Raw genomic sequence first — 25537 nt, 5'->3', positions numbered from 1 at the left:
AGCGGTTAGGCTGCGCTTGCCGCTAACCGAGTCGATCAGGGTGCCCGCCGAAACCTCATGCTGAACATCTTCGCCCGTGCTTCGGTCTCGCGCGTGACCGATCCGATCGGCGCATGGCTTGTCCGGTTCGGCCTCACGCCCAACGCGATGACTGTCATCGGCACCGTCGGTGCGGTGCTCGGTGCGATGTGGTTCTTTCCTCGGGGCGAACTGGTCGCCGGCACGTTCGTCGTGTGGGGATTCGCCATGCTGGACCTGCTCGACGGTGCGATGGCCCGTGCCAAGGGCAAGGGCACCAAGTTCGGCGGCGTGCTGGACTCCAGTTGCGACCGGATCGCCGACGGTGCGCTCGGCGCGGCCGTCGCCTGGTACTGCCTGGCTGTCGCGCAGAACCGCATGCTGGGTGCCGCCGCGTTGATCTGCCTGGTCAGCGGCCAGGTCATCTCGTACGTCAAAGCCAGGGCCGAGGCGTCCGGCCTGCACGCCGATGTGGGAATCGTCGAGCGCGCGGAACGCCTGATCATCACACTGGTCGGTACCGGGCTGTACGGGTTCGGTGTTCCCTACGCCCTGCACGTCGCGTTATGGCTGCTCGCAGTCCTGTCGGTGGTCACGGTGATCCAGCGGCTGGTCGCGGTCTACCACGCGGCGCAGGAGGAGACGGCGTGAAGGAACGGCTGATCGATGCCGCCTACGGAACCGGGTGGGGCCTGGTCAAGGCCCTGCCGGAGTTCGTGGCGCGCGCCGCGTTCCAGGCAGGCGCCGATCTCGCCGCACTGCGCGACGGCTCGGGCGCGCAGCAGTTGCGGCGTAACTTGACCCGTGTCGTGCCGGGCGCGACGCCCAAGGAACTGGACGAACTCGTCCGGCAAGGCATGCGCTCGTACGCGCGGTACTGGAAAGAGGTCTTCCGGCTGCCGACCATGGATCACCGGGCGATCGCGCGGCAGATCAACACCGTCGTCATCGGCCGTGACGTGATCGACGCCGCGTTGGACCGCGGCAAAGGCGCGGTGCTCGTGGTGCCGCACACCGGCAACTTCGACGCTTCCGGCATCTGGCTGGCACAGACCTACGGCGAATTCACCACCGTCGCCGAACGGCTCAAGCCTGAATCGGTCTGGGAACGGTTCCTGGCGTATCGCCGGTCGCTCGGTTTCGACGTGCAGCCCCTGACCGGCAGCGGCTCGTTCCGGGGAATGATCGAGCGGCTGAGGAACAACGGCATCGTCTGCCTGGTGGCCGACCGTGACCTGACCAGGTCGGGCATCCCGGTGACGTTCTTCGGCGAGGAGACCCGGATGCCCGCCGGCCCGGCCCGGCTGGCCGCGAGCACCGGCGCGACACTCGCCATCGGCGACAACATCTTCACCGACGATGGGTGGGGCCTGCGACTGCATTCGCCGCGGCTGGTCGAGTCCCGCGCGGACATCCCGGCCGCGACCCAGGCGATGGCCGACAGTTTCGCCAAGGACATCGCCGAACACCCCGCCGACTGGCACATGCTGCAGAAGCTCTGGATCTCCGACCTGCCGCACGCCCGCGGGGAAGCGCTCGGCGAATGAAGATCGGTGTCGTGTGCCCGTACTCCTTCGAGGTCCCCGGGGGAGTCCAGGCCCACGTCGTCGACATGGCCAAGGCGTTCCGCAAGATGGGCCACGAGGTGGCCGTGCTCGCACCCGCCGACGAGGACACGCCGCTGCCCGACTTCGTCCAGCCGGCCGGCCGGGCGGTCGGCATCCCGTACAACGGTTCGGTGGCGCGGCTGTCGTTCGGTCCGGTGTCGTACGCGCGAGTGCGCCGATGGATCCGGGAGCATGACTTCGATGTGCTCCACCTGCACGAGCCGATCGCACCGAGCTTGTCCCTGCTGGCGCTCATCGTCGCCGAGGGCCCGATCGTGGCCACCTACCACACGTCGACGACAAAATCCCGGGCGCTGAACGCGTTCCAGGTCGTGTTGCAGCCGTTCCTCGAGAAGATCACCGCGCGCATCGCGGTGTCCGCGCTCGCCCGGCGAGTGCAGGTGGAGCACCTCGGCGGCGACGCGGTGCAAATCCCGAACGGCGTCGACGTGGCGTTCTTCGCCGACGCCGAGCCGCTCGACGGCTATCCCCGCCAGGGGCCGACGATCGGGTTCGTCGGCCGGTTCACCGAACCGCGCAAAGGCATGCCGGTGCTTCTGGCGGCCATGCGCCAGCTCGTCCCGCACATGCCCGACCTGCGGTTGCTGGTGGTCGGCCGGGGCGATCCCGACGACCTGAAGCGCGCGGCTGGTCCGGAACTGGCCGACCGGATCGACCTGCTGGGCCAGGTCGACGACGAGACCAAGGCACGCGCGTTGAGCAGCGTCGACGTCTACTGCGCGCCCAACACGGGCGGCGAGAGCTTCGGGATCATCCTGCTTGAGGCGATGGCCGCGGGCACTCCGGTGGTGGCGAGCGATCTCGACGCGTTCCGGCGGGTACTCGACGACGCGGCAGCGGGGGTGGTGACGCCGGTGGGCAATCCGACCGAATTGGCCCGAGCGCTCCGCGAATTGCTCCGAGATCCCGCGAAGCGCTCCACGTTGGCCGCCGAGGGCGCGCGGCGCGTCGCCGCGTTCGACTGGTCGGTGATCGCCGGCCAGGTCCTGCGGGTCTACGAGGCCGCGATCGCCGCCGACCCACGGCACGTCGGTGAGGCGCCGTGACCACCGTTCTGTTCATCGTCGTCCCGCTGGTGGTGATCCTGGTGGCCTGGTTGCTGGCGACCGCCAACCGGCTGGACCGCCTGCACATCCGGACAGACGCCGCATGGGCCGCGTTGGAAGCCGCACTCGCGCGCCGCGCAGTCGTCGCGCGCGCGGTCGCCGCGGCCGGAGCGGCGCCGGCGTCGCTGCGGGAGGTCGCCGACCACGCCGAAAGGGCACCGCGGCAGGACCGTGAAGCAGCCGAGAACGAACTGAGCCGGGAACTCGCCGCCGTCGAACGCGTCCGGCTTCCGCTCGCGCTGGTCGCCGAACTCGTCGACGCGGAGCAACGCGTGGTGATCGCTCGGAGGGTGCACAACGACGCGGTCCGCGACACGTTGGCACAACGTCGTCGCCGAACGGTCCGCTGGCTGAAACTGGCCGGAACCGCGCCGCAGCCGGAGTACTTCGAGATCGCCGAACCGGAACTGAACGGCGAAGCGGCTCCCGTGCCACGGCCGTCAGCGCGCGTGCTGTTGCTCGACGGTGAAGGCCGCGTGCTGTTGTTCCACGGCAGCAACCCCGGCGACGCGAACGACACGTTCTGGTTCACCGTCGGCGGCGGCGTCGAACCGGACGAGGACATCCGTGCCGCGGCGCTGCGGGAGCTCCACGAGGAAACCGGCATCAAACTCGACGACGACCAACTGACCGGTCCGGTCTGGCGGCGCCGGGTGGTGTTCAGTTTCGACGGCCGCAGTTACGACGCCGAAGAGTGGTTCTTCGTCGCCAGGACGCCGACGACCACAGTGGACACGTCGGGGTTCGACCGGATCGAGCTGGACACGATCGACGAGCATCGCTGGTGGAGCGCAGCCGACCTGCGCTCCACCACCGACACCGTCTATCCCGTCCAGCTCGCCGATCTGCTGCCGGGCCTCCTGGAGTCCGGCTGGGACGGACAGACCAGGTCGGTGCGTTAGCCGGTCATGCCGGCCACGAGGTTCTGCGGCAGCGGGTCGAACCGGCTGAACTCCCGGGTGAACGTCGCCGACCCGGAGCTGAGCGACCGCAGGTCGATCGCGTACCGGATCAGCTGTGTCGCCGGGACCTCCGCGCGGATCACCGAGTACCCCGGTGACGTGTCCGCCTCGGTGCCCAGAACCCGGCCGCGGCGGCTGGACAGGTCGCCGAGCACCGTGCCCAGGTGCTCGTCCGGCAGCCGCACGGTCACCGTGTCGACCGGTTCGAGCAACGTGATCTGACCGGCCGCGGCCGCCTCCTTCAGCGCGATCGACCCGGCGGTCTGGAACGCCGCGTCCGAGGAGTCCACGCTGTGCGCCTTGCCGTCCACCAGCGTGACCCTGATGTCCACCACGGGGTAGCCGGACAGCAGGCCGCGCTCGAGCTGCGCCCGGACGCCCTTCTCCACGCTCGGGATGAACTGGTTCGGGATCGCCCCGCCGACGATCTTGTCGACGAACTCGAACCCGCCGCCGCGCGGCAACGGCTCGACGATGATGTCGCACACCGCGTACTGGCCATGCCCACCGGACTGCTTGACGTGCCTGCCCTTGGCCTTCGCCGGCGCGGCGAACGTCTCGCGCAGCGCGACCTTCACCGGTTCGGTGTCCACGTCCGCGCCGCCTGAGCGCAGTCGTGCCAGCACCACGTCCGCGTGCGCCTCGCCCATGCACCACAACACAAGCTGGTGCGTCTCCGCGTTGCGTTCCAACCGAAGTGTCGGGTCACCGGCGACGAGCCGCGCGAGGTTACGCGCCATGGTGTCCTCGTCGCTGCGCGTCTTGGCCACGACCGCGACCGGCAGCAACGGCTCGGGCATCTGCCATGGCGCCATCAACAACGGGTGCTCAGGCGCGGAGACCGTGTCGCCGGTCTCCGCCGAACCGACCTTGGTCAACGCGCACAAGTCGCCCGCGACGCAGTACGGCACTTCCCGCAGAGTCGCGCCCAAAGGCGAGTAGATGTGCGCCACGCGTTCGTCGACGTCATGGTCTTCGTGCCCGCGCTCGGCCATGCCGTGACCGGACACGTGCACGGCACGTTCCGGTCGTAGCGTCCCGGAGAACACGCGCACCAACGACACGCGTCCGACATACGAGTCGACCGCGGTGCGGACGACTTCCGCCGCGAGCGGACCGTCCGGGTCCGCGCGCAGCTTCTCGGGCGCCTTGCCGTTCGGGTCGGTGACCTCCGGAAGCTGGTGCTCCAACGGGGACGGGAAGGCGCGCTTGATGCCGTCGAGTACTTCGGCGAGCCCGACGCCGGTCGCCGAGCAGACCGGGATGACCGGGTGGAACGAGCCGCGCGCGACCGCCTTCTCCAGGTCCGCGATGAGGATGTCCTGGTCGAGGTCCTCACCGGCGAGGTACCGGTCCATCAGGGTCTCGTCCTCGCTCTCGGCGATGATCCCCTCGATGAGCTCGTTGCGCGCTTCGGTCATCCGTTCCAGGTCGGCCGGGTCCGGCTCGCCCATCTTCGGCGGATAGCCGTCGGAGTAGTCGTAGAACCGCTGGGTGATCAACCCGACCAGGCCGTTCTTGGCGGGCAGGTACAACGGCAGGACACCGGCGCCGAACGCGTCCCGGCAGGCCGCGATCTCGTTCTCCGGGTCGGCGCGTTGGTGGTCGAGCCTCGCCACGATCACCGCCCGGGGCATGCCGACGGCGGCACACTCCTCCCAGACGGCGACGGTCGCGGCGTCCACGCCTTCAGCCGCGCAGACCACGAACAACGCCGCGTCCGCGGCGCGCAGCCCGGCCCGCAGTTCACCGACGAAGTCCGCGTATCCGGGCGTGTCGATGAGATTGATCTTCACGCCGTCATGCATCAGTGGCGCGACCGACAACCCGACCGAACGCTGCTGGCGGACGGCCGCCGGGTCGTGGTCGCACACGGTCGTGCCTTCGGTGACCGAGCCCGCTCGCGACAACACACCGGCCGCGGTGAGCAGGGCTTCTGTCAGTGTGGTCTTTCCGGAACCGGACGGCCCGACCAGGACCACGTTGCGCACTTTGGCCGGGTCGTCCACAGCGACCGCGGCTCCGGCGTCTCCGTTCTCGGTGTGTTTACCAGCCATAGCCCTCAACCTCCCGCACGGACAGTGTTCAGCTGCAGGACACGATGTGCTCGATCTCACACCCGTTCGCAGGTCGGGGACAACCCCAGCGGCCGCGTGCCATCCAGTGGTAGTAACGCCGTCGTAGTCGACCGAGTGGGGGTGACAGGGGCCACACGCTGCGGCTTTGACGAAGTGGCCTGGTGATATTGCGTTAGATTGGCCCGTGGGAGGGGGCCACGTTCGCCGTACGATTGATGGTGAACCCATCCTTACGTCGAGAGGACGACTTCCGTGACCACCAGCCCAGAATCCGTCCCGCAGACCGGGACCGCCCGTGTGAAGCGCGGTATGGCGGAGATGCTCAAGGGCGGAGTGATCATGGATGTGGTCACCGCCGAGCAGGCCAAGATCGCCGAGGACGCCGGTGCCGTCGCGGTGATGGCGCTCGAGCGCGTGCCCGCCGACATCCGCGCCCAGGGCGGCGTGTCCCGGATGAGCGACCCGGACATGATCGACGGCATCATCGCCGCGGTGTCCATCCCGGTGATGGCCAAGGCCCGGATCGGGCACTTCGTCGAGGCCCAGGTGCTCCAGTCGCTCGGGGTGGACTACATCGACGAGTCCGAGGTGCTGACTCCGGCCGACTACGCCAACCACATCGACAAGTGGCAGTTCACCGTGCCCTTCGTCTGCGGCGCGACGAACCTCGGTGAGGCGCTGCGCCGGATCACCGAAGGCGCGGCCATGATCCGGTCCAAGGGCGAGGCCGGCACGGGCGACGTGTCGAACGCGACGACCCACATGCGCAAGATCCGCCAGGAGATCCGTCGCCTGCAGAACCTGCCGGAGGACGAGCTGTACGTGGCGGCCAAGGAGCTGCAGGCGCCGTACGAGCTGGTGAAAGAGGTCGCCGAACTCGGCAAGCTGCCGGTCGTGCTGTTCACCGCGGGCGGGATCGCCACCCCGGCGGACGCCGCGATGATGATGCAGCTCGGCGCGGAGGGCGTGTTCGTCGGCTCCGGCATCTTCAAGTCCGGCAACCCGGCGCAGCGCGCGGAGGCGATCGTGAAGGCCACCACCTTCCACGACGACCCCGACGTGATCGCGAAGGTCTCGCGCGGCCTCGGCGAGGCGATGGTCGGCATCAACGTCGACGAGATCCCGCAGCCGCACCGCCTGGCCGAGCGCGGCTGGTAAGAGATTTCAGGCTCAACAACCCTGTGATCGGATGATTCGATCACAGGGTTGTTCCGCGTGTGGCGTGGTCGAACAAGTCGGCCAGTTCGGTCGCGAACGCCGCGGCGTCCGTGTCCGGCCGCTCGAACAGTTCGCGCGACACGTTCTCCAGCGCCGCCATCAGCGTCAGCGCCATCACCCGCGGCGCGAACCGCCGGTACTCGCCGCTTTCCTGGCCGCCGCGGAACATGTCTTCCAGCTCGCCGAGTGTCGAGTCGCGCTGTCCTTCGGACCACTCGCGTGCCTCGGTGGCGTTGGCCGCGATGCGGCTGATCGCGATCAGTTCCTTCGGGTGCGCCGCGCAGTAGTGCACGTATCCCTCGATCAGCCGTCGCAGTGACTCCGTGTGGCTCGTGGAGCCTTCGATCCGCGCGGTCAGGTCGGCGTCCATCGACTCGTGCACGGTGATCATCACCTGGTTGATCAGTTCCTCGCGGTTGGCGAAGTGATAGCTGATCAACCCCGCGCTCACGCCGGCACGACGCGCGATTCGTGCGAACGACGCCTTGGTGTACCCGAGTTCGGCGATGGTCTCGATCGCCGCCTGCACGATCTGCGCCCGCCGGGCCGCCTCGATGAACGAGCGCCGTCCCTGGCCGCTTCGCTCATTTTCTGGTTGCATGACCAATATCCTAGTCAATCAACCAGTCGAGGGGTACTCGGATGAGACGGGCGACCTTCCTACGCGCGGCCGCGCTCGGCGGCCTGACCGCATTCGGCCTGGCAGGAGAGGCGAGCGCCGGGCAGCGCCGCGACGCCGGGGTCACATACGACACCGGCACGCTGCACTTTCCCGGCATGCCGCTGAGCCGTGCGCGCTGGAACCGCAGACTGATGGAGCAAGAGCTCGACGCGATCAGCTGTCGGCTGCGTTGTCGGTCGATCACGGTGTTCGGCACGGACATCGACCGGCAAACCGCGACGGCGCGCGCCGCGATCGAACGCGGAATGACCGTTTATCTGCAGCCGCGGCTGTATGACCACCCGCAGCACGAAGTGCTCGACCACCTCGCCGAATCGGCCCGGCAGGCCGAGAAACTGCGCAAGCACGGCGGCGACGTCGTCTTCGCCGCGGGCTGTGAACACCTGCTGTTCACGCCGGGGATCATCCCGGGCGCGAACTTCGAGGAACGCATCGCGACCATCGGCTCCATCCCGCCCGAGGAGTGGCCGAACGTCTATCAGCGCCTCAACGAGTTCCTCGGCAAGGCGGCCGACACGGCGCGCGCCCAGTTCCGGGGCACGGTCACGTACGGCGGCGCGTTCTTCGAACCGGTCGACTGGTCACTGTTCGACGTGATCGGACTGGACTACTACCCGTACTTCGCGACCGACGCCGAATACCGCGCCGACCTGGCCAAGTTCCGCACGTGGAACAAGCCGATCACGATCATGGAGTTCGGCTGCTGCACGTACCCGGGCGCGCCCGAGCGCGGCGCCGGCGGCTACGACATCGTCGACTACACGCAGGACCCGCCGGTGATCAAGCCGGGATTCACTCGCGATGAGCACGTCCAGGCCGAACACATCGCTCGCATGTTGCGGATCTTCGCCGCCGAAGGGATACGTGCGCACGTCTACACGTTCATCAACCCGGAAGCGCCGCACGCGCCCGTCCGCGAACGCGACCTCGACATCAGCGCGTTCAGTCTGGTCAAGGTGATCCGGGACCGCTACGACGATCCGTACTCGCGCTACCGCTGGGAACCGAAGGAGGCATTTCACGTGGTGGCGCGGCACAACGACAGCGTCAGATGACCGATTGTGACGCAGACCTCACGCTAAGTCTTCCTTAAGAGGTCTCGATCGTTCTGGCGTCCACTGTCTACGGTTCGGCAGCTATGGACTCGGTCGATGTAGACGGTTACCGCAAGGCGCTGGGCAAACGCCAGGTACAGATGATCGCCATCGGTGGCGCGATCGGCGTTGGGCTGTTCCTGGGCGCAGGCGGCAGACTCAACCAGGCCGGTCCGTCACTGGTGTTGTCGTACGCGCTGTGCGGCATCGCGGCGTACTTCGTGATGCGAGCGCTTGGCGAGCTCGTCATGCACGAGCCCAGTTCGGGCAGCTTCGTGACCTACGCCCGCAAGTTCATCGGACCGTGGGCCGGCTTCGCGTCCGGCTGGATGTACTGGGTGAACTGGGCGATGACCGGCATCGCGGAGATCACCGCGGTGGCCATCTACGTGCACCGCTGGCTGCCCGACGTGCCGCAGTGGGTCACCGCGATGCTCGCGCTCGCCGTGCTGCTCGCGGTGAACCTGCTGTCTGTGCGCCTGTTCGGTGAACTCGAGTTCTGGTTCTCGGTGATCAAGGTGCTGGCCATCGTCGTGTTCCTGGTGGTCGGCCTCGGCTTGGTGGTGACCGCGGCCGACATCGGCGGCACCCCGGCCGGCCCCGGCAACCTGACCGGGCACGGCGGGTTCTTCCCCGCCGGTGTCGGCGTCGCGTTGATGACGCTGCAGGCGGTGATCTTCGCGTACTCGGCGATCGAGCTGGTCGGCATCGCGGCGGGGGAGACCAAGGACCCGCACAAGGTGCTGCCGAAGGCCATCAACAGCGTGGTCTGGCGGATCGCGATCTTCTACGTCGGTTCGGTGCTGCTGCTGGCCATGCTGCTGCCCTGGCCGTTCTACAACGGCGGCGAAAGCCCGTTCGTCACGGTGTTCTCCCGCCTGGGCATCCCCGGCGTCGGCGACGTCATGAACGCCGTCGTGCTGACCGCCGCGTTGTCGTCGTGCAACTCCGGCCTGTACTCGACCGGCCGTATCCTCCGGGCCCTGGCCGAGAAGGGCGAAGCGCCGAAGTTCGTCGGCAGGATGAGCTCGCGGCACGTTCCCCACGGCGGCATCCTGTTCACGTCGGTCGCGTACCTGTTCGGCGTGGTGCTGAACTACCTGGTGCCGAAGGAGGCGTTCGACATCGCGATCGCCATCGCCTCCCTCGGCGTGGTCGCGACCTGGGCGACGCTGATCCTCTGCCAGATCCGGCTGCGTCAGGCGGCGCTCCGGGGTGAACTGGAACGCCCGGACTACCGGATGCCGGGCGCGCCGTACACCGGCTGGGCGACGCTCGGTTTCCTCGCGCTCGTCATCATCCTGATGGCCTTCGCGGGCGATGCCGAACGGATCGCGTTCTACTCGCTGCCCGCGATCGTGATCGTGCTGGCCGTCGGCTGGCGAATGATCTCCCGTCGCCGGGCCTCGGCCACGATCCCGGTCGACCAGGACAGCCTGGCGAGGTGACGCGGGCAGGTCAACGTGTGCCCTCGGAGCAATGTGGAGCGCTTGCCGAAGCGCTCGCGCACGGCCGGCGAGGCGCCGACGGCACACGCCCAGGGCATCTTCTAAGCTGGTAGGAGGCGTTTCGGGAGGGGAACCCAGGTTGACGGCTCAGCCAGTTGTCGGTGTGCTCGCGTTGCAAGGCGACGTGCGGGAGCACGCAGCTGCCCTGAAAGAGTGTGATGTACGGGTCCGGCCGGTGCGGCGGGTCGAGGAACTCGACGGGCTGCACGGGATCGTGCTGCCCGGCGGGGAGTCGACCACGATGTCCCGGCTGCTGGAGACGTTCGAACTGCTCGAGCCGCTGAAGGCGAGGATCGCCGGCGGGCTGCCCGCCTACGGCTCGTGCGCCGGCATGATCATGCTCGCCGGCAAGGTCCTGGACGGGCGCCCTGACCAGCACCAACTCGACGGTATCGACATGATCGTGCGACGCAACGCGTTCGGCAGGCAGGTGGACTCCTTCGAGGAGGACCTGGACTTCACGGGCGTCGAAGGCGGGCCGGTGCACGCCGTCTTCATCCGTGCGCCGTGGGTGGAGTCGGTGTCTCCGGAGGTGGAGGTGCTCGCTCGCGTTCCCGAACCGGAGCCGGGCGCCGAAACGGCTGGATCAATCCCGGCGGGAGCCGCCGGTAGGATCGTCGCGGTTCGGCAACGGTCCGTGCTGGCGACCGCCTTCCACCCGGAGCTCACCGGCGACGGGCGGGTGCACCGGCTGTTCACGGAGATAGTTCGGGCGTCCTGACTGGCGCGTAGACGACGGAGGAGAGATGAGCGGCCACTCCAAGTGGGCGACGACCAAGCACAAGAAGGCCGCCCTCGACGCCAAGCGTGGCAAGCTGTTCGCGAAGCTGATCAAGAACATCGAGGTCGCCGCGCGGACGGGCGGGGGCGATCCGGACGGCAACCCCACGCTGTACGACGCCATGCAGAAGGCGCGCAAGAACTCGGTCCCGCTGGACAACATCGAGCGTGCGCGCAAGCGCGGCGCCGGTGAGGAAGCCGGTGGCGCCGAATGGCAGACGATCATGTACGAGGGCTACGGCCCGAACGGCGTGGCGTTGCTGGTCGAGTGCCTGACCGACAACCGCAACCGTGCGGCGGGCGAGGTCCGTACCGCGATGACCCGCAACGGCGGCTCCATGGCCGACCCGGGTTCGGTGGCGTACCTGTTCAACCGCAAGGGCGTCGTACTGATCCCGTCGAACGGCCTCGCCGAGGACGACGTGCTCATGGCGGTCATCGACGCGGGCGCCGAAGAGGTCAACAACCTCGGCGACAGCTTCGAGATCGTCTCCGAGGCGACCGACCTGGTGGCCGTGCGCAAGGCGGTGCAGGACGCGGGCTACGACTACGAGTCGGCCGAGTCCAGCTTCCTGCCGTCGGTGTCCGTGCCGCTGGACGTGGACGGCGCCAAGAAGGTCTTCAAGCTGATCGACGCGCTCGAAGACTGCGACGACGTGCAGAACGTCTACGCCAACTTCGACGTGAGTGACGACATTTTGGCGGCTGTGGATGCGTGAGGTGGCTGGCGGGACGTCTACGCACTGTGCCCGATTCCATGTGAGTGACGACATTTTGGCGGCTGTGGATGCGTGAGGTGGCTGGCGGGACGTCTACGCACTGTGCCCGATTCCATGTGAGTGACGACATTTTGGCGGCTGTGGATGCGTGAGGTGGCTGGCGGGACGTCTACGCACTGTGCCCGATTCCACGTGAGTGACGACATTCTGGCGGCCGTGGACGCGTGAGGCCGAACTGACCGCCGACGACGCTGTCCTGCCGAAACCCCGGGCCGTGCCCGGGGTTTTCGCATGGCGTCTGCTCGTGGCGTTCTGCGGGTTCCTCGGCTTCTTCCTGGCCGTCGGCCAGTTGCCTGATCCACTGACGGCGTTGAGCCAGCAGGCCAGCCTGCTCGCCGGTGTCGTCTACACCGGACTCGCCGCGTATCCGCTGATCACCGGCCGCGCCGAACCGCGATCGCCGTGGTTGCGTGGCGCGATGACCGTGTTGTCGCTGCTGGTGTGCGTCACGTTCATGACGTTGCTGAGCGGCAGCCTGAGCAGCGCGTACTCGCTGTTAGAGCACATGATCACGCCGTTGGCCGTGCTGGCCGACTTCCTGGTGGTCGGCCGCAACCAGCGGGCGATGAAATGGTGGTACCCGATCAGCTGGCTCGGTTACCCGCTGCTCTACCTGCTCTACTACGTGGCCGCCGATCTCCGGCTGTACGGGCGCTTCCTCAACCCGGGCGCACCGAGCTTCCCCGGTGTGATCGCCGGCTTCGCCGTCGCCTTGCTGGCGCTGGGGTACCTGCTGTACGCGTTCGGCAGGGCCAAGGCGAGTTATCGCTCGATCGGATGACCAGGCACAATGGCGGACGTGTCCGAGCCGCTGAACCCTGACGAACAGAGATTCCGCGACTGGCTGCTTCAGGAGACCGAAGTCAACGGTTGTGCGGTCATCGACGTCCCCGGCGACCAGGGCGGCGCGGGCTACACGTTCTCAGTCGGCGCGTGGCGCCGGTTCGGCGTCGCCGAGGCCGTGGTGCTGGGCCTGCCGGAGGGCATGGGGCCGGTGCTGATCAACGCGTACCTCGACCGTGCCAGGAACGGTGAGCGGTTTCTGCCGGGACACCTGTACGAGGACTTCTTCGAAGGCATCCCGGTGACGGTCGAGCGCGTCAACAAAGGGCACTACCTGGAGTACTTCGGCAGCGCGTTCGTGCTGTACCGCAAGGGCGACTTCCCGGCGCTGCAGATCATCACGCCCACCGCGGACGGCCACTGGCCGTGGTCGCCGGACGCCCCCGCCGGCTTCTCGGACTGGCAGCACGTGCTGACCGAAAGCGGCCGGCCGGAAAGCTGGATACCCGGCGTCAACGGTCCGTAGGCCCGCCATTACCAGGTTCGTCCCGCTGCGCACAATGGCGCGGCACTGAGACCAATACTGGGAAAAGTTACGCTGTCCGACCAGCGAACTGCATCGTGGCCACGTGCGTAGTCATCCCTTGTCACACCACCTCAAGGTGTCCACGGAGGGGATGTCATGCCCACTGCCACGGATTATCTGGTGATCGGGGCGGGACCGGCCGGGCTTCAGCTGGCCTACTTCCTCGACCGGGCGGGCCGCGACTACCTGGTAGTCGAGGCCGGTCCGTCGGCCGGTTCGTTCTTCGCCACGTTTCCCCGGCACCGTCAGCTGATCTCGATCAACAAGCCGCGCACCGGCATCGACGACGCCGAGTTCAACCTGCGGATGGACTGGAACTCGTTGCTGTCGGACGACCACGATCTGCTTTTCACGAAATACACACCCCGGTACTTTCCGGACGCCGACGACATGGTCCGGTACCTCGACGACTTCGCCACGAAGCTCGACCTGTCCGTCCGGTACAACGCGCGTGTCGTGGAAGTCGGCAAAGGCGAGAACTTCCGAGTCGTCGACGACAAGGGCGAGGTCTACGAAGCGCCCACGGTGATCGTCGCGACCGGTCCGTCGCAGCCGTTCGTGCCGGACATCCCGGGCATCGACCTCGTCGAGTCGTACGGCACGGTCAGCGTCGACCCGCAGGACTTCACTGACCAGCGGGTGCTGATCATCGGGAAGGGCAACTCGGCCTTCGAGACCGCCGACAACCTGGTCGAGACCGCGGCCGTCATTCACGTCGCCGGACCGAACTCGGTGCGGTTCGCGTGGCAGTCGCATTTCGTCGGGCATCTGCGTGCGGTCAACAACAACTTCCTGGACACGTATCAGCTCAAGTCTCAGAACGCGATCCTGGACGGCAACATCCTCAACATCCGCAAGGACGGCGACAGGTTCGTCGTGTCGGTCAGCTTCTCCAGGGCCAACGAAGTGGTCAAGGACATCCCGTACGACCGCGTGATCGCCTGCACCGGGTTCCGCTTCGACACGTCGATCTTCGCGGAGAACTGCCGTCCGGAACTGGTGATCAAGGACCGTTTCCCCGCGCAGACCAGCGAATGGCAGTCGACCAACGTGCCCGGCCTGTACTTCGCCGGCACGGTGATGCAGGTCCGCGACTTCAAGAAGTCCACGAGCGGGTTCATCCACGGTTTCCGGTACACCGTCAAGGCGCTGCACCGGATTCTGGAGCACAAGAACCATGGCCAGGAATGGCCGTGTGTGGCATATCCGGCGGACCCGGTCGCGTTGACCGACGCCATCCTCGAGCGCGTCAACCGCAGCTCAGCGCTCTGGCAGCAGTTCGGCATGCTGGGCGACCTGATCGCCGTGAACGGCAGAGAAGCCCGGTACCACGAGGAGGTCCCGGTCGACTACGCGCACGACAGCGAGTTCGCTGACGACTACTTCATCGTCACGCTCGAGTACGGCCCGGACCACGACAAAGTGGACCCGTTCGACATCACCGTGCGCCGCGTCGCGCAGGACAACGCCGAACGTGCGCACGACGCGGCGTACCTGCACCCAGTGGTGCGGCACGTCCAACGCGGCAGTGTGCTGGCCGAGCACCACGTGGCCGAGAACCTGGAGAACGACTGGACGAGTGAGGACCACCACCGCAAACCGTTGACCGAGTTCCTCGCGGAGCGGCTGCTCCAGACCGTCCTGACCGCGACGACATGATGCCGTTCTCGGTCAGGGAGTTCGAGGCGCTGGCCAGAGACCGGTTGCCGCGGTACGCGTACGACTTCATCGCGGGTGGCGCGGACGACGAGGTGACGGTGCGGGCGAACGAGCAAGCGTTCGCCCGTCTGCGGTTGTTGCCCCGGGTTCTGCGGGGGCAACCCGGACGCGATCTCGGTACGACCTTGTTCGGCGCCGGGATCACCATGCCGGTACTGCTCTCACCCACCGCGTTCCACCGGCTGGCCGATCCGGCGGGCGAGCAGGCCACGGCCCGGGCGGCGGCGAAGGCGGGCACGGTCCTGATCGCCAGCATGGCGTCGACCGTGCCGATCGGCGACATCGCCACCGCAGGCGGCGCCGATCTGGTCCTGTGGTTCCAGCTCTACATCCAGCCTGACCAGGCGGTCACCGACGCTCTGGTCAAGCGGGCCGAGGACGCGGGCTGCCGGGCGCTGGTCGTCACGGTCGACTCGCCGGTTCTCGGCTGGCGCCAACGCGATCACCACAACGAGTTCCACGACCTGCCGGCCGGCCTGTACTGCGAGAACATGCGTGGTCTGGCCGGGGACAGCGGCGTGCGCAGCATCGCGATGGTGCCGGAGCTGTCGTGGGAGCACATCGACCGTCTCAGACAGACGACGGAACTCCCGATCGTCCTGAAAGGACTGATGCATCCGGCTGACGCGGTCACGGCCGTCGAACACGGAGTCAGCGGATTACTGGTGTCCAACCACGGCGGCCGTCAGTTGGACACGGCCGTGGCCGCGATCGACGCCGTCGCCGACGTCGCGGCGGCGGTCGATATCCCGGTGCTGATGGACGGCGGCGTCAGACGCGGAACCGACGTCGTCAAAGCGCTCGCGTTGGGCGCGCACGCGGTCGGGATCGGCAGGCCCGTGCTGTGGGGTTTGGCGGCGCGCGGCGAAGAAGGCGTGCTCGACGTCCTGGAGCTGTTGCGCGGAGAGCTCGACCGGGCGCTCGCGCTGACCGGGTGCGCCTCCGTACGTCAGGTAACGAGCGATCTCGTCAGGGAGGTCCGATGCTGATCGCGGTCCTCGGCGCTCTGCTCGCTCTCCTCGTCAGCCTGCCGTTCTGGTTACCGGCCATGGTCGTCCGGTTGCGGCTGCGGATCTTCGCGCACGTCAACGGCAAAGAAGGCATCCAGGTCGAGGTGGCGCGGTTCCGAGCGCTGTACGAAAACCCCGCGGCCACCGGACGCAGCCGCGGCGCCGTGCTGTCGGACCTGTTCTGGTACTGGCTCGCGCCGGGACCACAGGTGCACCAGGAACACCTCGAAGCCGGTGAGCGCTACACCGAGGTCGCGCGGACCACTCGGCGCATTCTGGCCGGAGCGCACCTCAACGCACCGCGGATTGCCGCGGAATGCACCGAGCGAGTCCTCGGTGCATTCAGCGGGCCGGTGACCGAAGTCCGGCTCAGGGACGTGATGATGCCGATCTGGGCGGACTTCTACTACGAGGTGGTGTTCGGCGAACGCTGCCCGTCGGATGCCCGCGAGTTGATCGTCGGCAACGCGGACGACGTCGTGACCGCGTTGAAGTGCTGCGGGCTGCGGCACATGGCGAGGCGCGAACGACTGACGCGTTACTTGGTCAAGCGCATCGAGGCAGGCGAAGTGCCGCACCGGTTGCCGGATGTGCTGAGCACCCAGGAACAGGCCTGGTACCTGCAAGGCACGTTCTTCAACACCGCGGTCGTGCAGTCCAGCGAAGCCATGACGCATTTGCTGATGGCGATCGCGCAACACGCCGACGTGCAGGAAGGACTGCGCGACGGAACGGTCGACCTGGACGACGTCATGGACGAGGCGTTGCGCCTGTACCCGTTGTTCGGCGTCGCGCACCGGATCACGACCGGCGAGATCGGCGCCATCCCGGCCGGCTCGGTGCTCCTGTTCAACTACGCCGACTTCCACCAGGCAGGCTTCGACCACCCGGAGCGCTTCGACCCGTCCCGGTGGAAGACGGCGTCGGCCAAAGACGCCAACCACGTCCCGTACGGCGTCACGGCGAACCGCGCGTGCCCGGCGCGCGGCCTGATGCCCGTCACGATGCGCGTCGTCGCGCGCGAAACGCTCGAGCGCTTCGAACTGCGCACGTCCGCGGCGCACACGCGATCGATTCCCAACCGCGGTCCGTGTCTGCTGACCGACCGGTCGGCAGGCCACCGGCCGGTCGGCGGGCGTCTGGCGGTCATGCGGCTGCGGGACCGCTGGGAAGACGTGACGCGCAGCCTCACCCAGCTCGTGCTGGGCAGCTACATGGTCTGGGACGCCCGCCGGCAGCGGCTGTGCGGGCGCTACTTCGAGCAACAGGACGGCTCGCTGGCCGTGGATTGAGGGGACCAGATGGACATCGCCACCACTACCGCGCGATTCTTCCTAGCCGCGGTCATCATCCTGCTGACGTGCCGAGTGGTGGTGATGGCCGCTCGGCGGATCGGCCAGCCGCCGGTCGTCGGGGAGATGATCGCGGGCGTTCTGCTGGGGCCGTCCTTACTGGGACTGCTGCTGCCCGGCGTGCAGGACGCGTTGTTCCCCGACGAAGTCCGGCCGATGCTGTACGTCGTCAGCCACATCGGACTGGTCGCGTTCATGTTCGAAGTCGGCCACCAGTTCGCGTCGCACAAGGTCCGGGGCCTCGGTCGCCCGGCGGGAACGGTGTCACTCGCCGGGGTCACCGCTCCTCTGCTCCTCGGCGTCGGTCTGATCCTGGTGACGCAGGGACATGTGGACGCGCTCAAAGAAGGCGTCCCGGTCGGGGTGTCCGCGTTGTTCGTCGGAGTCGCACTGGCGATCACGGCGTTCCCGATGCTGGCGCGGATCATCAGCGAACGGAACCTGACCCGCACGCGCCAGGGTTCACTGTCGTTGGCCGCGGGCGCACTCGACGACGGCGTGGCGTGGATCCTGCTGGCCCTGACGATCGGCCTCGCGACGGGCGATCCCAGCAAGATCCTCGTCACCGCGGGCGGAACGCTGCTGTTCGTCCTGGTGATCTGGTTCATCGCCCGGCCCGCCCTCGCCTGGGTCATGGCGCGGCCGGGGATGGCCACGGAGCACCTGGTGCTGGCGACCGCGGTCGTCCTGTTCGCCGCCGCGTGGTGGACCGACCTGATCGGGCTCTACTCCGTCTTCGGCGGTTTCTGCGTCGGCTTCATCTTCCCGCGCGGTGAACTCGCCGAGAAGATCGTCAGCGCCATCAGCTCGGTGACCAAAGTCGTTTTCCTGCCGTTGTTCTTCGCCTACTCCGGCCTGAACACGTCGTTCGGCCTGCTGTTCACCGTGCCGCTGATGCTGCTCGCGGTGGCCAGCGTCGCCGTCGCGGTCATCGGCAAGTTCGGCGCGTGCTGGGCGGCGGCGCGACTGACCGGCGAGGACAACTTCGTCGCGATGCGGGTCGGCGTGCTGATGAACGCCCGCGGTCTCATGCAGTTGATCGCGTTGAACGTCGGCCTTCAGGTCGGCATCGTGACGCAGGCGCTGTTCAGTGTCCTGGTGCTGGTCGCGATCGTGACGACGATGATGACCGCGCCGTGGCTGAGCTGGCTCGACCGGCGCGCGGAACGCCGTCAGGCCAAGCGCGATATGTCCTCGGCGGCAGCGGGATAGGCGGCGGCGAGAGGGCCTGCTTCGGCGAAAGTCACTCCGTCCTCGTGGTACGGCGGCGACATGACCGTGCCGAGCAGGCTCCATTCGCCCAAGGTCTCGGTCGCCTGCCACGTCCCGGCGGGCACGATCACCTGCGGACGTTCGCCCGCGGCCAGATCCATGCCGAGGACCGGCCGGTCGACCCGGCCGTCCGGGTGCAGCAGCAACAACCGGGCGGCCGCGCCCGCGTGGTACGAGTAGATCTCGATGTGGTCCAGCTTGTGCAGCCGGGAGACCTGCGGCGCCACCAGCATGTAGTAGATCGCCGAGGCGTTCGGATGGCCGTTGAGGTTCTCCTTGTACAGTCCGCCTTCCACGGGCAGCGGCCGCAGGTCCAGCACCTTGATGATCTCTTCGGGGGTCACGAACCCATCATGCCCAGGGCGTGTCCTGCCCAGCCTGCACGGGCTGCCGGGATAGGCTTTCGAACAGGCGTTCTTAGGGGTGATGGTGTGCGTGTGCTCGGTGTCGACCCGGGCTTGACCAGGTGCGGTATCGCCGTGGTCGACGGCGGGACCGGCCGGAAGGTCACGTGTGTCGCCGTGGACACGGTCCGCACGCCGGTCGACGCGGCGCTGGCCGACCGTCTCCTGGCGGTCGCGGACGCCGTCGAGGGCTGGCTGGACCTGCACAAACCGGATGTCGTCGCGGTCGAGCGCGTGTTCAGCCAGTACAACGTGCAGACGGCGATGGGCACCGCGCAGGCGGGCGGCGTCGTCGCGGTCACCGCGGCCCGGCGCGGCCTGAAAGTCGAGTTCCACACTCCCAGCGAGGTCAAAGCCGCCGTCACCGGTTCCGGCCGGGCCGACAAGGCGCAGGTGACCGCGATGGTGATGCGGCTGCTCAAGCTGCAGGAGAAACCGGCGACGGCGGACGCCGCCGACGCGCTCGCGCTGGCCATCTGTCACATTTGGCGCGCGCCGATGCGCGCCCGGCTCGCCGAGGCCGAACAGCGCGCGGCGGAACTGGCCCGGGTGCACAAGGCCCGGCTGGCCGAAGCACGAAAAGGAGCGAAGCGGTGATCTCGTCGGTACGCGGACCGGTGCAGTCGGTCGGACTGGACCACGCCGTGATCGAGGTCGGCGGCGTCGGCTTCGCGGTCCAGGCCGCGCCGTCCACGCTGGCGACCTTGCGCCGGGGCGAGGAAGCCCAGCTCTACACCGCCCTCATCGTGCGCGAGGACTCCCTGACGCTCTTCGGCTTCGCCGACACGGACGCACGTGACCTGTTCTGGATGCTGCTGACCGTGTCGGGCATTGGCCCGCGCCTCGGCCTGGCGATGCTCGCGGTCCTCGAACCCGACAAGCTCCGCACCGCGCTGTCCGAGGGCAACGTCGCGATGCTCACGCAGGTCCCCGGCATCGGCAAGAAGGGCGCCGAGCGGCTGATCATCGAACTGCGCGACAAGGTCGGCGCCCTCGCGACCGGCGCCGAGTCGCCGGTCGCGCCGACCGCGAACGTGGTGCGTGGGTCCGTCGTCGAAGCCCTCGTCGGTCTCGGGTTCGCGCTGAAAGCCGCCGAGCAGGCCGTCGACGGCGTGCTCGCCGAGAACTCCGCCGGTGACACCGCGGCGGTGCTGCGCAAGTCCCTGGCCGTCCTCGGTCGCAAGCGATAGGGGAGCGCCATGCAGGATGGCCCGGTGACTGACGAGGACGCGCTCTCGCCATTGGCGGAGCCGGAGGACCGCGACGTCGAGGCGACGCTGCGACCGAAGCGGCTGAGCGAGTTCGTCGGCCAGGCGCGTGTCCGTGAGCAGCTGCAACTCGTGCTCGAAGGCGCGATGCGCCGCGGCGCGCCACCCGACCACGTGCTGCTGTCCGGCCCGCCAGGCCTGGGCAAGACCAGCCTTTCCATGATCATCGCCGCCGAGCTGGGCAGTGCCATCCGGATCACCTCCGGCCCGGCGCTGGAGCGCGCGGGCGACCTCGCCGCGATGCTGTCCAACCTCGTCGAGGGCGACGTGCTGTTCATCGACGAGATCCACCGGATCGCCCGTCCCGCCGAGGAGATGCTCTACCTGGCGATGGAGGACTTCCGGGTCGACGTGGTGGTCGGCAAGGGACCGGGCGCGACCAGCATCCCGCTCGACATCGCGCCGTTCACGCTGGTCGGCGCCACGACACGGTCCGGTGTGCTGACCGGGCCGCTGCGGGACCGGTTCGGCTTCACCGCGCACATGGAGTTCTACGAGCCGCACGAACTGGAGCGGGTACTCGCTCGGTCGGCCACGATCCTGGGCGTCGACCTGCGGCCGGACGGCGCGATGGAGATCGCGCGGCGCTCCCGTGGCACACCCCGGATCGCCAACCGCCTGCTGCGCCGCGTCCGGGACTACGCGGAGGTCCGAGCTAACGGTGCGGTCACAGTTGAGGTGGCCAGGGCCGCGCTCGAGGTCTACGACGTCGACGAACTGGGCCTCGACCGGCTCGACCGGGCCGTGCTGAACGCCCTGGTCAAATCCTTCAGCGGGGGACCGGTCGGTATTTCGACTTTGGCTGTCGCCGTGGGGGAGGAGTCAACTACCGTGGAGGAAGTGTGCGAGCCGTACCTGGTACGCGCTGGCATGCTGGCAAGAACACCTCGTGGCCGAGTAGCGACAGCGACCGCGTGGGCGCACCTCGGGTTGCAAGCCCCGAGCGACGCACCAGGTCAAGCGGCGCCTACGCTGTTCGACGAGTGACCGCGCGCACAGGCTGAATGTCTGGGCGTAACGCGCTGGTGGCACACTCGGCGGCAGGCAACCAGAACAATCGGGCATTTCCACTCCAACGGGATGTCCGCCGAACGGAGAGAAATGAACCTCGGGCAACTGCTTCCGTTTCTGCTGATCGCGGTGCTCATCGTGCCCATGGTGCTGATGAGCCGCAAGCAGAAGCGCGCGATGCAGCAGCAGCAGGAACTGCAGAACTCGATCGAGGTCGGCGACAAGGTGATGACCACGTCGGGCCTGTACGGCTACGTCGCGAACACCGATGACGACGCCACGGTTGACCTGGAGATCGCCGACGGTGTGGTGACCACCTGGCTGCGTGCCGCGATCCGGGAGAAGGTCAGCGACGACGTCGTCGAGGAGACGGTGGAGGACGACGACGAGGCCGTCGCCGAGGTCGAGGAGACCAAGGCCGACGAGAAGACCGTCACGTCCGAGACGCCGAAGTCCACCGCCGAGGTGGCCCCGCCGCTCGAGCAGACCAAGAAGAGCTGACCGCACTGCACTGAGCGCTGGGGAAAACACCAACCTCATCGCCTTCGCGGTACGCTGCGCCCTCACCCATTCGAGATCGGGTGCGGGCGCAGCGTCATGACCAACCCGAGCCCGCTCCCCCACTAGTGACGCATAGAGAGACGGACAGACGTGGCACCATCGGCTGGGCACTTCCGCCCCGTTCGTTATCTCGCCTTCTTCATAGCGATCATCGCGGTCCTCTACGGCCTCGTGTTCGGCACTGGTGACCACAAACCGGTCCCCAAGCTGGGCATCGACCTCAAGGGCGGCACCCGTGTGGTGCTGACCGCGCGAACGCTCGACGGCAACGCGCCGAGCCCGGAGTCGCTCAACCAGGCCCGGCAGATCATCGAGACCCGTGTCAACGGCCAGGGCATCAGCGGTGCCGAGGTCGTTCTGGACGGCAACAACATCGTGATCACGGTGCCCGGTGACGGCGGCGAGAAGGCCAAGGAACTCGGCCAGACGGCGACCCTCGGTTTCCGCAAGGTCCTGCTGGCGGTCCCGAACACGCCCCAGCAGCCGCCGGCCTCGCAGGCGCCACCGACGAGCGGGACCCAGCCACCGCCGTCCGGCAGCCAGCCCGCCACGCCTCCGCCCGCGTCCGGCGGCCAGAGCGCCGCACCGTCGGCCAGCAGCCAGCCGCAGGGACGTCCCGCGCCACACGTGCAGCAGCAGCCGCCGTCCGGGAGCGCCAACCCCACCACTCCGAGCGCGCCGCCGCCGTCGTCCCAGCAGCCCGCCCCGCCCGCCGACGACACCGGCGCGGTCAGCCCCGAGGTCGCGGCCCAGATCAAGCAGGCACGCGACGTCCGGCAGAACCCGGCGCTGGCCACCGCCGAGGACGGCGGCAACGCGCCGCAGGCGGACCAGGCCGCACAGCAGGCCGCCCTGGCGTCGCTGAACTGCGAGGCCGAGGACCCCCTGGTCGGCAACGACGACCCGAACCTGCCGCTGGTCGCGTGCGACCAGGAGGGCACCGAGAAGTACGTGCTCAGCAAGGTGTTCCTGCGTGGACAGGACATCAGCGACGCCACCGCGGGCCCGAACGCGCAGGGCGCGGGCTACGTGGTCAACCTGAGCTTCAACGGCACCGGTGCGGACATCTGGGCCACGTTCACCGCCGCCAACGTCGGCCAGCGGGCCGCGTTCGTGCTGGACACCAAGGTCGTCTCGGCCCCGGAGATCCGGGGCCCGATCCCCGGCGGCAACACCGAGATCAGCGGTAACTTCAACCAGCGCACCGCGACCGCACTGGCCGACGTGCTGAAGTACGGTTCGCTGCCGCTGTCGTTCCAGTCGTCCGACGCGGAAACCGTCTCCGCGACGCTCGGCCTCGCGTCACTGCAGGCAGGCATCATCGCCGGGGCGATCGGCCTGCTGCTGGTGTTCGTGTACTGCCTGTTCTACTACCGTCTGCTCGGCCTGCTGACGATCCTGTCGCTGGTGCTGTCGTTCGCCATCGTCTACGCGATCATCGTGCTGTTCGGCCGCGTCATCGGCTACAGCCTCGACCTCGCGGGCGTGGCCGGCCTGATCGTCGCGATCGGATTCACCGCCGACTCGTTCGTGGTGTTCTTCGAACGAATAAAGGACGAAATGCGGGAAGGCCGAACATTCCGGTCGGCCGTGCCACGCGCGTGGGCCCGTGCCCGCCGCACCATCCTGAGCGCCGACGCCGTGCTGTTCCTGTCCGCCGCCGTGCTGTACCTGCTCGCGGTCGGCCAGGTGAAGGGCTTCGCGTTCACCCTCGGCATGTCGACGGTGCTCGACCTGATCGTGGTGTTCCTGGTGACGCACCCGCTGGTCGCCATCGTGTCGCGGTCCAAGAAGCTGTCCAACCCCAAGCTCGTCGGGCTGGGTGCGGCGCACCGCGAGAGTCACGCCGCCGAACGCGTCAAGTCGGCCGCAGGCGGCACCGGTCCCACAGTGAAGGAGGCCTGAGGTGGCCGGCGAGGACAAGACTCAGACGACAGCCACGGCCGCACCGGCCAAGCGAGGGTCGTTCTTCCAGCGGCTCTACGTCGGCAACGGCGCGCTGGACGTCATCGGCAACCGCAAGCGCTGGTACATCTTCTTCTCGGTACTGGTGCTGGTCTGCCTGGCCTCGGTGATCTTCCGCGGCTTCAACTTCGGTATCGACTTCGCCGGCGGCACCAAGCTCCAGTTGCAGGCGCAGGGTGCGTCCGGGGCGATCAGCACCGAGCAGGTCACCGAGGTCTACCGGGACACCCTCGGCAAGGAGCCGAGCTCCGTGCAGGCCGTGGGTGTGGGCGACACAGCCTCCATCCAGATCCGCACCGAGACGCTGAGCCAGAACGAGATCTCCCGGCTGAAGACGGCGATGACCGATCAGCTCAAGCCGAACGGCGCCATCAGCGACAGCGCGGTGAGCGGCACCTGGGGCGGTGAGGTCACCCAGCAGGCACTGATCGCGCTCGGTGTGTTCCTCGTGCTGGTGACGATCTTCCTGGCGTTGTACTTCGAGCGACGGATGGCGCTCGCGGCGTTGGTCTCGTTGTTCCATGACGTGATCGTGACCGCGGGTGTGTACTCGATCATCGGTTTCGAGGTCACCCCGGCGACCGCGATCGGCCTGCTGACCATCCTCGGCTTCTCGCTGTACGACACGGTGGTCGTGTTCGACAAGGTCAAGGAGAACACCCGTGGCCTGCTCGGACTGACCCGCCGCACCTACGGCGAGGCGGCCAACCTGGCGGTCAACCAGACCCTGATGCGGTCGATCAACACCGCGTTGATCGCGTTGCTGCCGGTGATCGGCCTGCTGGTCGTCGGCGCCATTCTGCTGGGCGTCGGCACGCTGCAGGACCTCGCGCTGGTCCAGCTGACCGGTATGCTCGCCGGCCTGATCTCCTCGATCGCGCTGGCCACCCCGCTGCTGGTGGACCTGACCATGCGTGACCCGAAGTTCCAGGCGCAGGCCAGGCGCGTGCAGGCGCGCCGGGCCAACCTCGCCGCTCGGGCCGCGGGCGCCGAGGTGGCGGACAAGCCGGAGTCGTTCGACGAGGAGTCGCTGTCTTCGGAGCTGCGTAAGGAGCGCGCGCTCAGCGCCGCCGGTGGCGTGCCCGTCCGCAACCCGAGTGCGGCCGAGCAGCGCCGTCGGCAGGGCCAGCCGCAGGGCAAGCGGCCCAGCGGGAAGCGCAAGCACTGATGGACGTGCCTGCATGGATCTGACGGAGGCACTCGCCCTGATCCGGCGAGTGCCCGACTTTCCCGAGCCGGGCGTGATGTTCCAGGACATCACGCCCGTCCTGGGCACCCCATCGGCGTTCAAGGCGGTGGTCGACGCCATGGCCGGCACGCTGGACGACGTCGATACGGTCGTCGCAATCGACGCGCGGGGCTTCTTCTTCGGCGCCGCCGTCGCGTACTCCCTCGGGCTCGGCGTCATCCCCGTCCGTAAGGCGGGCAAGCTGCCCGTGGTCGGCGGCAAGGCGTCGTATTCGCTCGAGTACGGCACCGCGGAGCTGGAAATCCCGGCGGGCGTGATCGAACCGGGCCAGCGGGTGGCCGTCATCGACGATGTCCTGGCCACCGGCGGCACCGCGGCCGCCGCATGTGAACTGGTCGAACTTGCCAAGGGTGAAGTGGCCGGTATCACAGTGGTGCTCGAGATCGGCGCACTGGACGGTCGCAGCCGACTGGCCGGACGCAAACTCGACACGCTACTCACCGTGTGAGGACCGCCGCCTGGCGCGAAGCAGGCATGGTCACCAGGGCCAACGCGTTATTCTCG

The 25537-nt window shown here is 68.1% G+C and carries 25 protein-coding genes; 22 read left to right on the top strand and 3 right to left on the bottom strand.

Annotated features, from left to right (window positions below):
* Nucleotides 1–57: 57 nt before the first annotated feature.
* From pgsA to GC106_RS08370, 4 genes are read left to right on the top strand one after another with little or no spacing between them, the layout of a single operon-like run.
* Nucleotides 58–669, top strand: a complete 612-nt coding sequence (gene pgsA, locus GC106_RS08385; protein WP_173126275.1) for a phosphatidylinositol phosphate synthase — start codon at nucleotides 58–60, stop codon at nucleotides 667–669.
* Nucleotides 666–1565: a phosphatidylinositol mannoside acyltransferase gene (locus GC106_RS08380; RefSeq protein ID WP_312872536.1), complete on the top strand. Its 900-nt coding sequence runs from the start codon at nucleotides 666–668 to the stop codon at nucleotides 1563–1565. The genes pgsA and GC106_RS08380 overlap by 4 nt, the downstream gene beginning before the upstream one ends.
* Entirely contained in the window at nucleotides 1562–2692 is a 1131-nt protein-coding gene (locus GC106_RS08375) for a glycosyltransferase family 4 protein (protein ID WP_173126269.1), read from the top strand. Before GC106_RS08380 ends, GC106_RS08375 begins: the two co-directional genes overlap by 4 nt.
* Nucleotides 2689–3654 (top strand): NUDIX hydrolase, encoded by a 966-nt coding sequence (locus GC106_RS08370; RefSeq protein ID WP_173126266.1) that lies wholly within the window; start codon nucleotides 2689–2691, stop codon nucleotides 3652–3654. Before GC106_RS08375 ends, GC106_RS08370 begins: the two co-directional genes overlap by 4 nt.
* Here the strand turns inward: GC106_RS08370 and GC106_RS08365 are convergent.
* A complete protein-coding gene (locus tag GC106_RS08365) occupies nucleotides 3651–5771 on the bottom strand; it encodes an elongation factor G-like protein EF-G2 (protein ID WP_173126263.1) in 2121 nt (706 codons plus the stop codon). The genes GC106_RS08370 and GC106_RS08365 overlap by 4 nt on opposite strands.
* 273 nt (nucleotides 5772–6044) lie before the next feature.
* On the opposite strand from GC106_RS08365, the gene pdxS reads away from it, so the two are divergent.
* On the top strand, nucleotides 6045–6950 hold the full coding sequence (gene pdxS / locus GC106_RS08360; RefSeq protein ID WP_173126260.1) for a pyridoxal 5'-phosphate synthase lyase subunit PdxS: 906 nt from the start codon (nucleotides 6045–6047) through the stop codon (nucleotides 6948–6950).
* 40 nt (nucleotides 6951–6990) lie between these two features.
* Here the strand turns inward: pdxS and GC106_RS08355 are convergent, their stop codons facing one another.
* The gene (locus GC106_RS08355) at nucleotides 6991–7611 is read right to left on the bottom strand and encodes a TetR/AcrR family transcriptional regulator (RefSeq protein WP_173126257.1); all 621 of its coding nucleotides are present in this window, start codon (nucleotides 7609–7611) and stop codon (nucleotides 6991–6993) included.
* A gap of 41 nt (nucleotides 7612–7652) precedes the next feature.
* Here GC106_RS08355 and GC106_RS08350 point away from each other — a divergent pair, with 41 nt between their 5' ends.
* The 10 genes from GC106_RS08350 (at nucleotide 7653) to GC106_RS08305 (ending at nucleotide 18515) form a co-directional block, all read left to right on the top strand.
* Entirely contained in the window at nucleotides 7653–8747 is a 1095-nt protein-coding gene (locus GC106_RS08350; RefSeq protein WP_173126254.1) for a glycoside hydrolase family 113 protein, read from the top strand.
* A gap of 83 nt (nucleotides 8748–8830) precedes the next feature.
* A complete protein-coding gene (locus GC106_RS08345; RefSeq protein WP_173126251.1) occupies nucleotides 8831–10234 on the top strand; it encodes an amino acid permease in 1404 nt (467 codons plus the stop codon).
* Nucleotides 10235–10373: 139 nt separating this feature from the next.
* Complete coding sequence (gene pdxT, locus GC106_RS08340) at nucleotides 10374–11015, top strand: pyridoxal 5'-phosphate synthase glutaminase subunit PdxT (RefSeq protein ID WP_246365105.1); 642 nt, start codon at nucleotides 10374–10376, stop codon at nucleotides 11013–11015.
* A 25-nt stretch (nucleotides 11016–11040) separates the two neighbouring features.
* On the top strand, nucleotides 11041–11793 hold the full coding sequence (locus tag GC106_RS08335) for a YebC/PmpR family DNA-binding transcriptional regulator (RefSeq protein WP_173126244.1): 753 nt from the start codon (nucleotides 11041–11043) through the stop codon (nucleotides 11791–11793).
* 196 nt (nucleotides 11794–11989) lie between these two features.
* Complete coding sequence (locus GC106_RS08330) at nucleotides 11990–12634, top strand: hypothetical protein (protein ID WP_173126242.1); 645 nt, start codon at nucleotides 11990–11992, stop codon at nucleotides 12632–12634.
* A gap of 9 nt (nucleotides 12635–12643) precedes the next feature.
* The gene (locus GC106_RS08325) at nucleotides 12644–13162 is read left to right on the top strand and encodes a DUF4262 domain-containing protein (RefSeq protein WP_173126239.1); all 519 of its coding nucleotides are present in this window, start codon (nucleotides 12644–12646) and stop codon (nucleotides 13160–13162) included.
* A 156-nt stretch (nucleotides 13163–13318) separates the two neighbouring features.
* On the top strand, nucleotides 13319–14881 hold the full coding sequence (locus GC106_RS08320) for an NAD(P)-binding domain-containing protein (protein WP_173126236.1): 1563 nt from the start codon (nucleotides 13319–13321) through the stop codon (nucleotides 14879–14881).
* Nucleotides 14878–15930, top strand: a complete 1053-nt coding sequence (locus tag GC106_RS08315) for an alpha-hydroxy acid oxidase (protein WP_246365102.1) — start codon at nucleotides 14878–14880, stop codon at nucleotides 15928–15930. The genes GC106_RS08320 and GC106_RS08315 overlap by 4 nt, the downstream gene beginning before the upstream one ends.
* On the top strand, nucleotides 15924–17243 hold the full coding sequence (locus tag GC106_RS08310; protein WP_173126233.1) for a cytochrome P450: 1320 nt from the start codon (nucleotides 15924–15926) through the stop codon (nucleotides 17241–17243). The genes GC106_RS08315 and GC106_RS08310 overlap by 7 nt, the downstream gene beginning before the upstream one ends.
* A 9-nt stretch (nucleotides 17244–17252) precedes the next feature.
* Nucleotides 17253–18515 (top strand): cation:proton antiporter, encoded by a 1263-nt coding sequence (locus GC106_RS08305; protein WP_173126230.1) that lies wholly within the window; start codon nucleotides 17253–17255, stop codon nucleotides 18513–18515.
* Here GC106_RS08305 and GC106_RS08300 read toward each other — a convergent pair.
* On the bottom strand, nucleotides 18476–18919 hold the full coding sequence (locus GC106_RS08300; protein ID WP_173126227.1) for a cupin domain-containing protein: 444 nt from the start codon (nucleotides 18917–18919) through the stop codon (nucleotides 18476–18478). The genes GC106_RS08305 and GC106_RS08300 overlap by 40 nt on opposite strands.
* Before the next feature lie 87 nt (nucleotides 18920–19006).
* Here GC106_RS08300 and ruvC point away from each other — a divergent pair, with 87 nt between their 5' ends.
* The 7 genes from ruvC (at nucleotide 19007) to GC106_RS08265 (ending at nucleotide 25481) form a co-directional block, all read left to right on the top strand.
* Nucleotides 19007–19576: a crossover junction endodeoxyribonuclease RuvC gene (gene ruvC, locus GC106_RS08295; protein WP_173126224.1), complete on the top strand. Its 570-nt coding sequence runs from the start codon at nucleotides 19007–19009 to the stop codon at nucleotides 19574–19576.
* Nucleotides 19573–20169 carry a Holliday junction branch migration protein RuvA gene (ruvA, locus tag GC106_RS08290; protein WP_173126221.1) on the top strand — a complete coding sequence of 199 codons (597 nt, stop codon included), beginning with the start codon at nucleotides 19573–19575 and terminating at the stop codon, nucleotides 20167–20169. Before ruvC ends, ruvA begins: the two co-directional genes overlap by 4 nt.
* A 9-nt stretch (nucleotides 20170–20178) precedes the next feature.
* A complete protein-coding gene (gene ruvB, locus GC106_RS08285; protein ID WP_173126218.1) occupies nucleotides 20179–21234 on the top strand; it encodes a Holliday junction branch migration DNA helicase RuvB in 1056 nt (351 codons plus the stop codon).
* Between the two features lie 114 nt (nucleotides 21235–21348).
* Nucleotides 21349–21759 carry a preprotein translocase subunit YajC gene (yajC, locus tag GC106_RS08280; protein WP_173126217.1) on the top strand — a complete coding sequence of 137 codons (411 nt, stop codon included), beginning with the start codon at nucleotides 21349–21351 and terminating at the stop codon, nucleotides 21757–21759.
* 150 nt (nucleotides 21760–21909) lie between these two features.
* Nucleotides 21910–23724, top strand: coding sequence for a protein translocase subunit SecD (secD, locus tag GC106_RS08275; protein ID WP_173126214.1), 1815 nt, complete (start codon nucleotides 21910–21912; stop codon nucleotides 23722–23724).
* A gap of 1 nt (nucleotide 23725) precedes the next feature.
* Nucleotides 23726–24952 carry a protein translocase subunit SecF gene (secF, locus tag GC106_RS08270; protein WP_173126211.1) on the top strand — a complete coding sequence of 409 codons (1227 nt, stop codon included), beginning with the start codon at nucleotides 23726–23728 and terminating at the stop codon, nucleotides 24950–24952.
* A 13-nt stretch (nucleotides 24953–24965) separates the two neighbouring features.
* Nucleotides 24966–25481 carry an adenine phosphoribosyltransferase gene (locus GC106_RS08265; RefSeq protein ID WP_173126208.1) on the top strand — a complete coding sequence of 172 codons (516 nt, stop codon included), beginning with the start codon at nucleotides 24966–24968 and terminating at the stop codon, nucleotides 25479–25481.
* Nucleotides 25482–25537: the final 56 nt, after the last annotated feature.

Origin of the sequence: Kibdelosporangium persicum (assembly GCF_013280595.1) — a bacterium.
Taxonomy (GTDB): domain Bacteria; phylum Actinomycetota; class Actinomycetes; order Mycobacteriales; family Pseudonocardiaceae; genus Kibdelosporangium; species Kibdelosporangium persicum.
Note: the sequence above shows the minus strand (reverse complement) of the source record. Positions and strands in the feature narration are given on the sequence as shown.

Excerpts from the sequence above, each read along its gene's own strand:
- pgsA (WP_173126275.1), top strand. The coding sequence starts at position 58 with ATGCTGAACATCTTCGCCCGTGCTTCGGTCTCGCGCGTGACCGATCCG.
- GC106_RS08355 (WP_173126257.1), bottom strand. The coding sequence starts at position 7,611 with ATGCAACCAGAAAATGAGCGAAGCGGCCAGGGACGGCGCTCGTTCATC.
- GC106_RS08335 (WP_173126244.1), top strand. The coding sequence starts at position 11,041 with ATGAGCGGCCACTCCAAGTGGGCGACGACCAAGCACAAGAAGGCCGCC.
- ruvB (WP_173126218.1), top strand. The coding sequence starts at position 20,179 with ATGCAGGATGGCCCGGTGACTGACGAGGACGCGCTCTCGCCATTGGCG.
- GC106_RS08375 (WP_173126269.1), top strand. The coding sequence starts at position 1,562 with ATGAAGATCGGTGTCGTGTGCCCGTACTCCTTCGAGGTCCCCGGGGGA.
- GC106_RS08345 (WP_173126251.1), top strand. The coding sequence starts at position 8,831 with ATGGACTCGGTCGATGTAGACGGTTACCGCAAGGCGCTGGGCAAACGC.
- GC106_RS08265 (WP_173126208.1), top strand. The coding sequence starts at position 24,966 with ATGGATCTGACGGAGGCACTCGCCCTGATCCGGCGAGTGCCCGACTTT.
- GC106_RS08365 (WP_173126263.1), bottom strand. The coding sequence starts at position 5,771 with ATGGCTGGTAAACACACCGAGAACGGAGACGCCGGAGCCGCGGTCGCT.
- yajC (WP_173126217.1), top strand. The coding sequence starts at position 21,349 with ATGAACCTCGGGCAACTGCTTCCGTTTCTGCTGATCGCGGTGCTCATC.
- GC106_RS08350 (WP_173126254.1), top strand. The coding sequence starts at position 7,653 with ATGAGACGGGCGACCTTCCTACGCGCGGCCGCGCTCGGCGGCCTGACC.
- GC106_RS08305 (WP_173126230.1), top strand. The coding sequence starts at position 17,253 with ATGGACATCGCCACCACTACCGCGCGATTCTTCCTAGCCGCGGTCATC.
- GC106_RS08310 (WP_173126233.1), top strand. The coding sequence starts at position 15,924 with ATGCTGATCGCGGTCCTCGGCGCTCTGCTCGCTCTCCTCGTCAGCCTG.
- GC106_RS08320 (WP_173126236.1), top strand. The coding sequence starts at position 13,319 with ATGCCCACTGCCACGGATTATCTGGTGATCGGGGCGGGACCGGCCGGG.
- GC106_RS08325 (WP_173126239.1), top strand. The coding sequence starts at position 12,644 with ATGGCGGACGTGTCCGAGCCGCTGAACCCTGACGAACAGAGATTCCGC.
- GC106_RS08315 (WP_246365102.1), top strand. The coding sequence starts at position 14,878 with ATGATGCCGTTCTCGGTCAGGGAGTTCGAGGCGCTGGCCAGAGACCGG.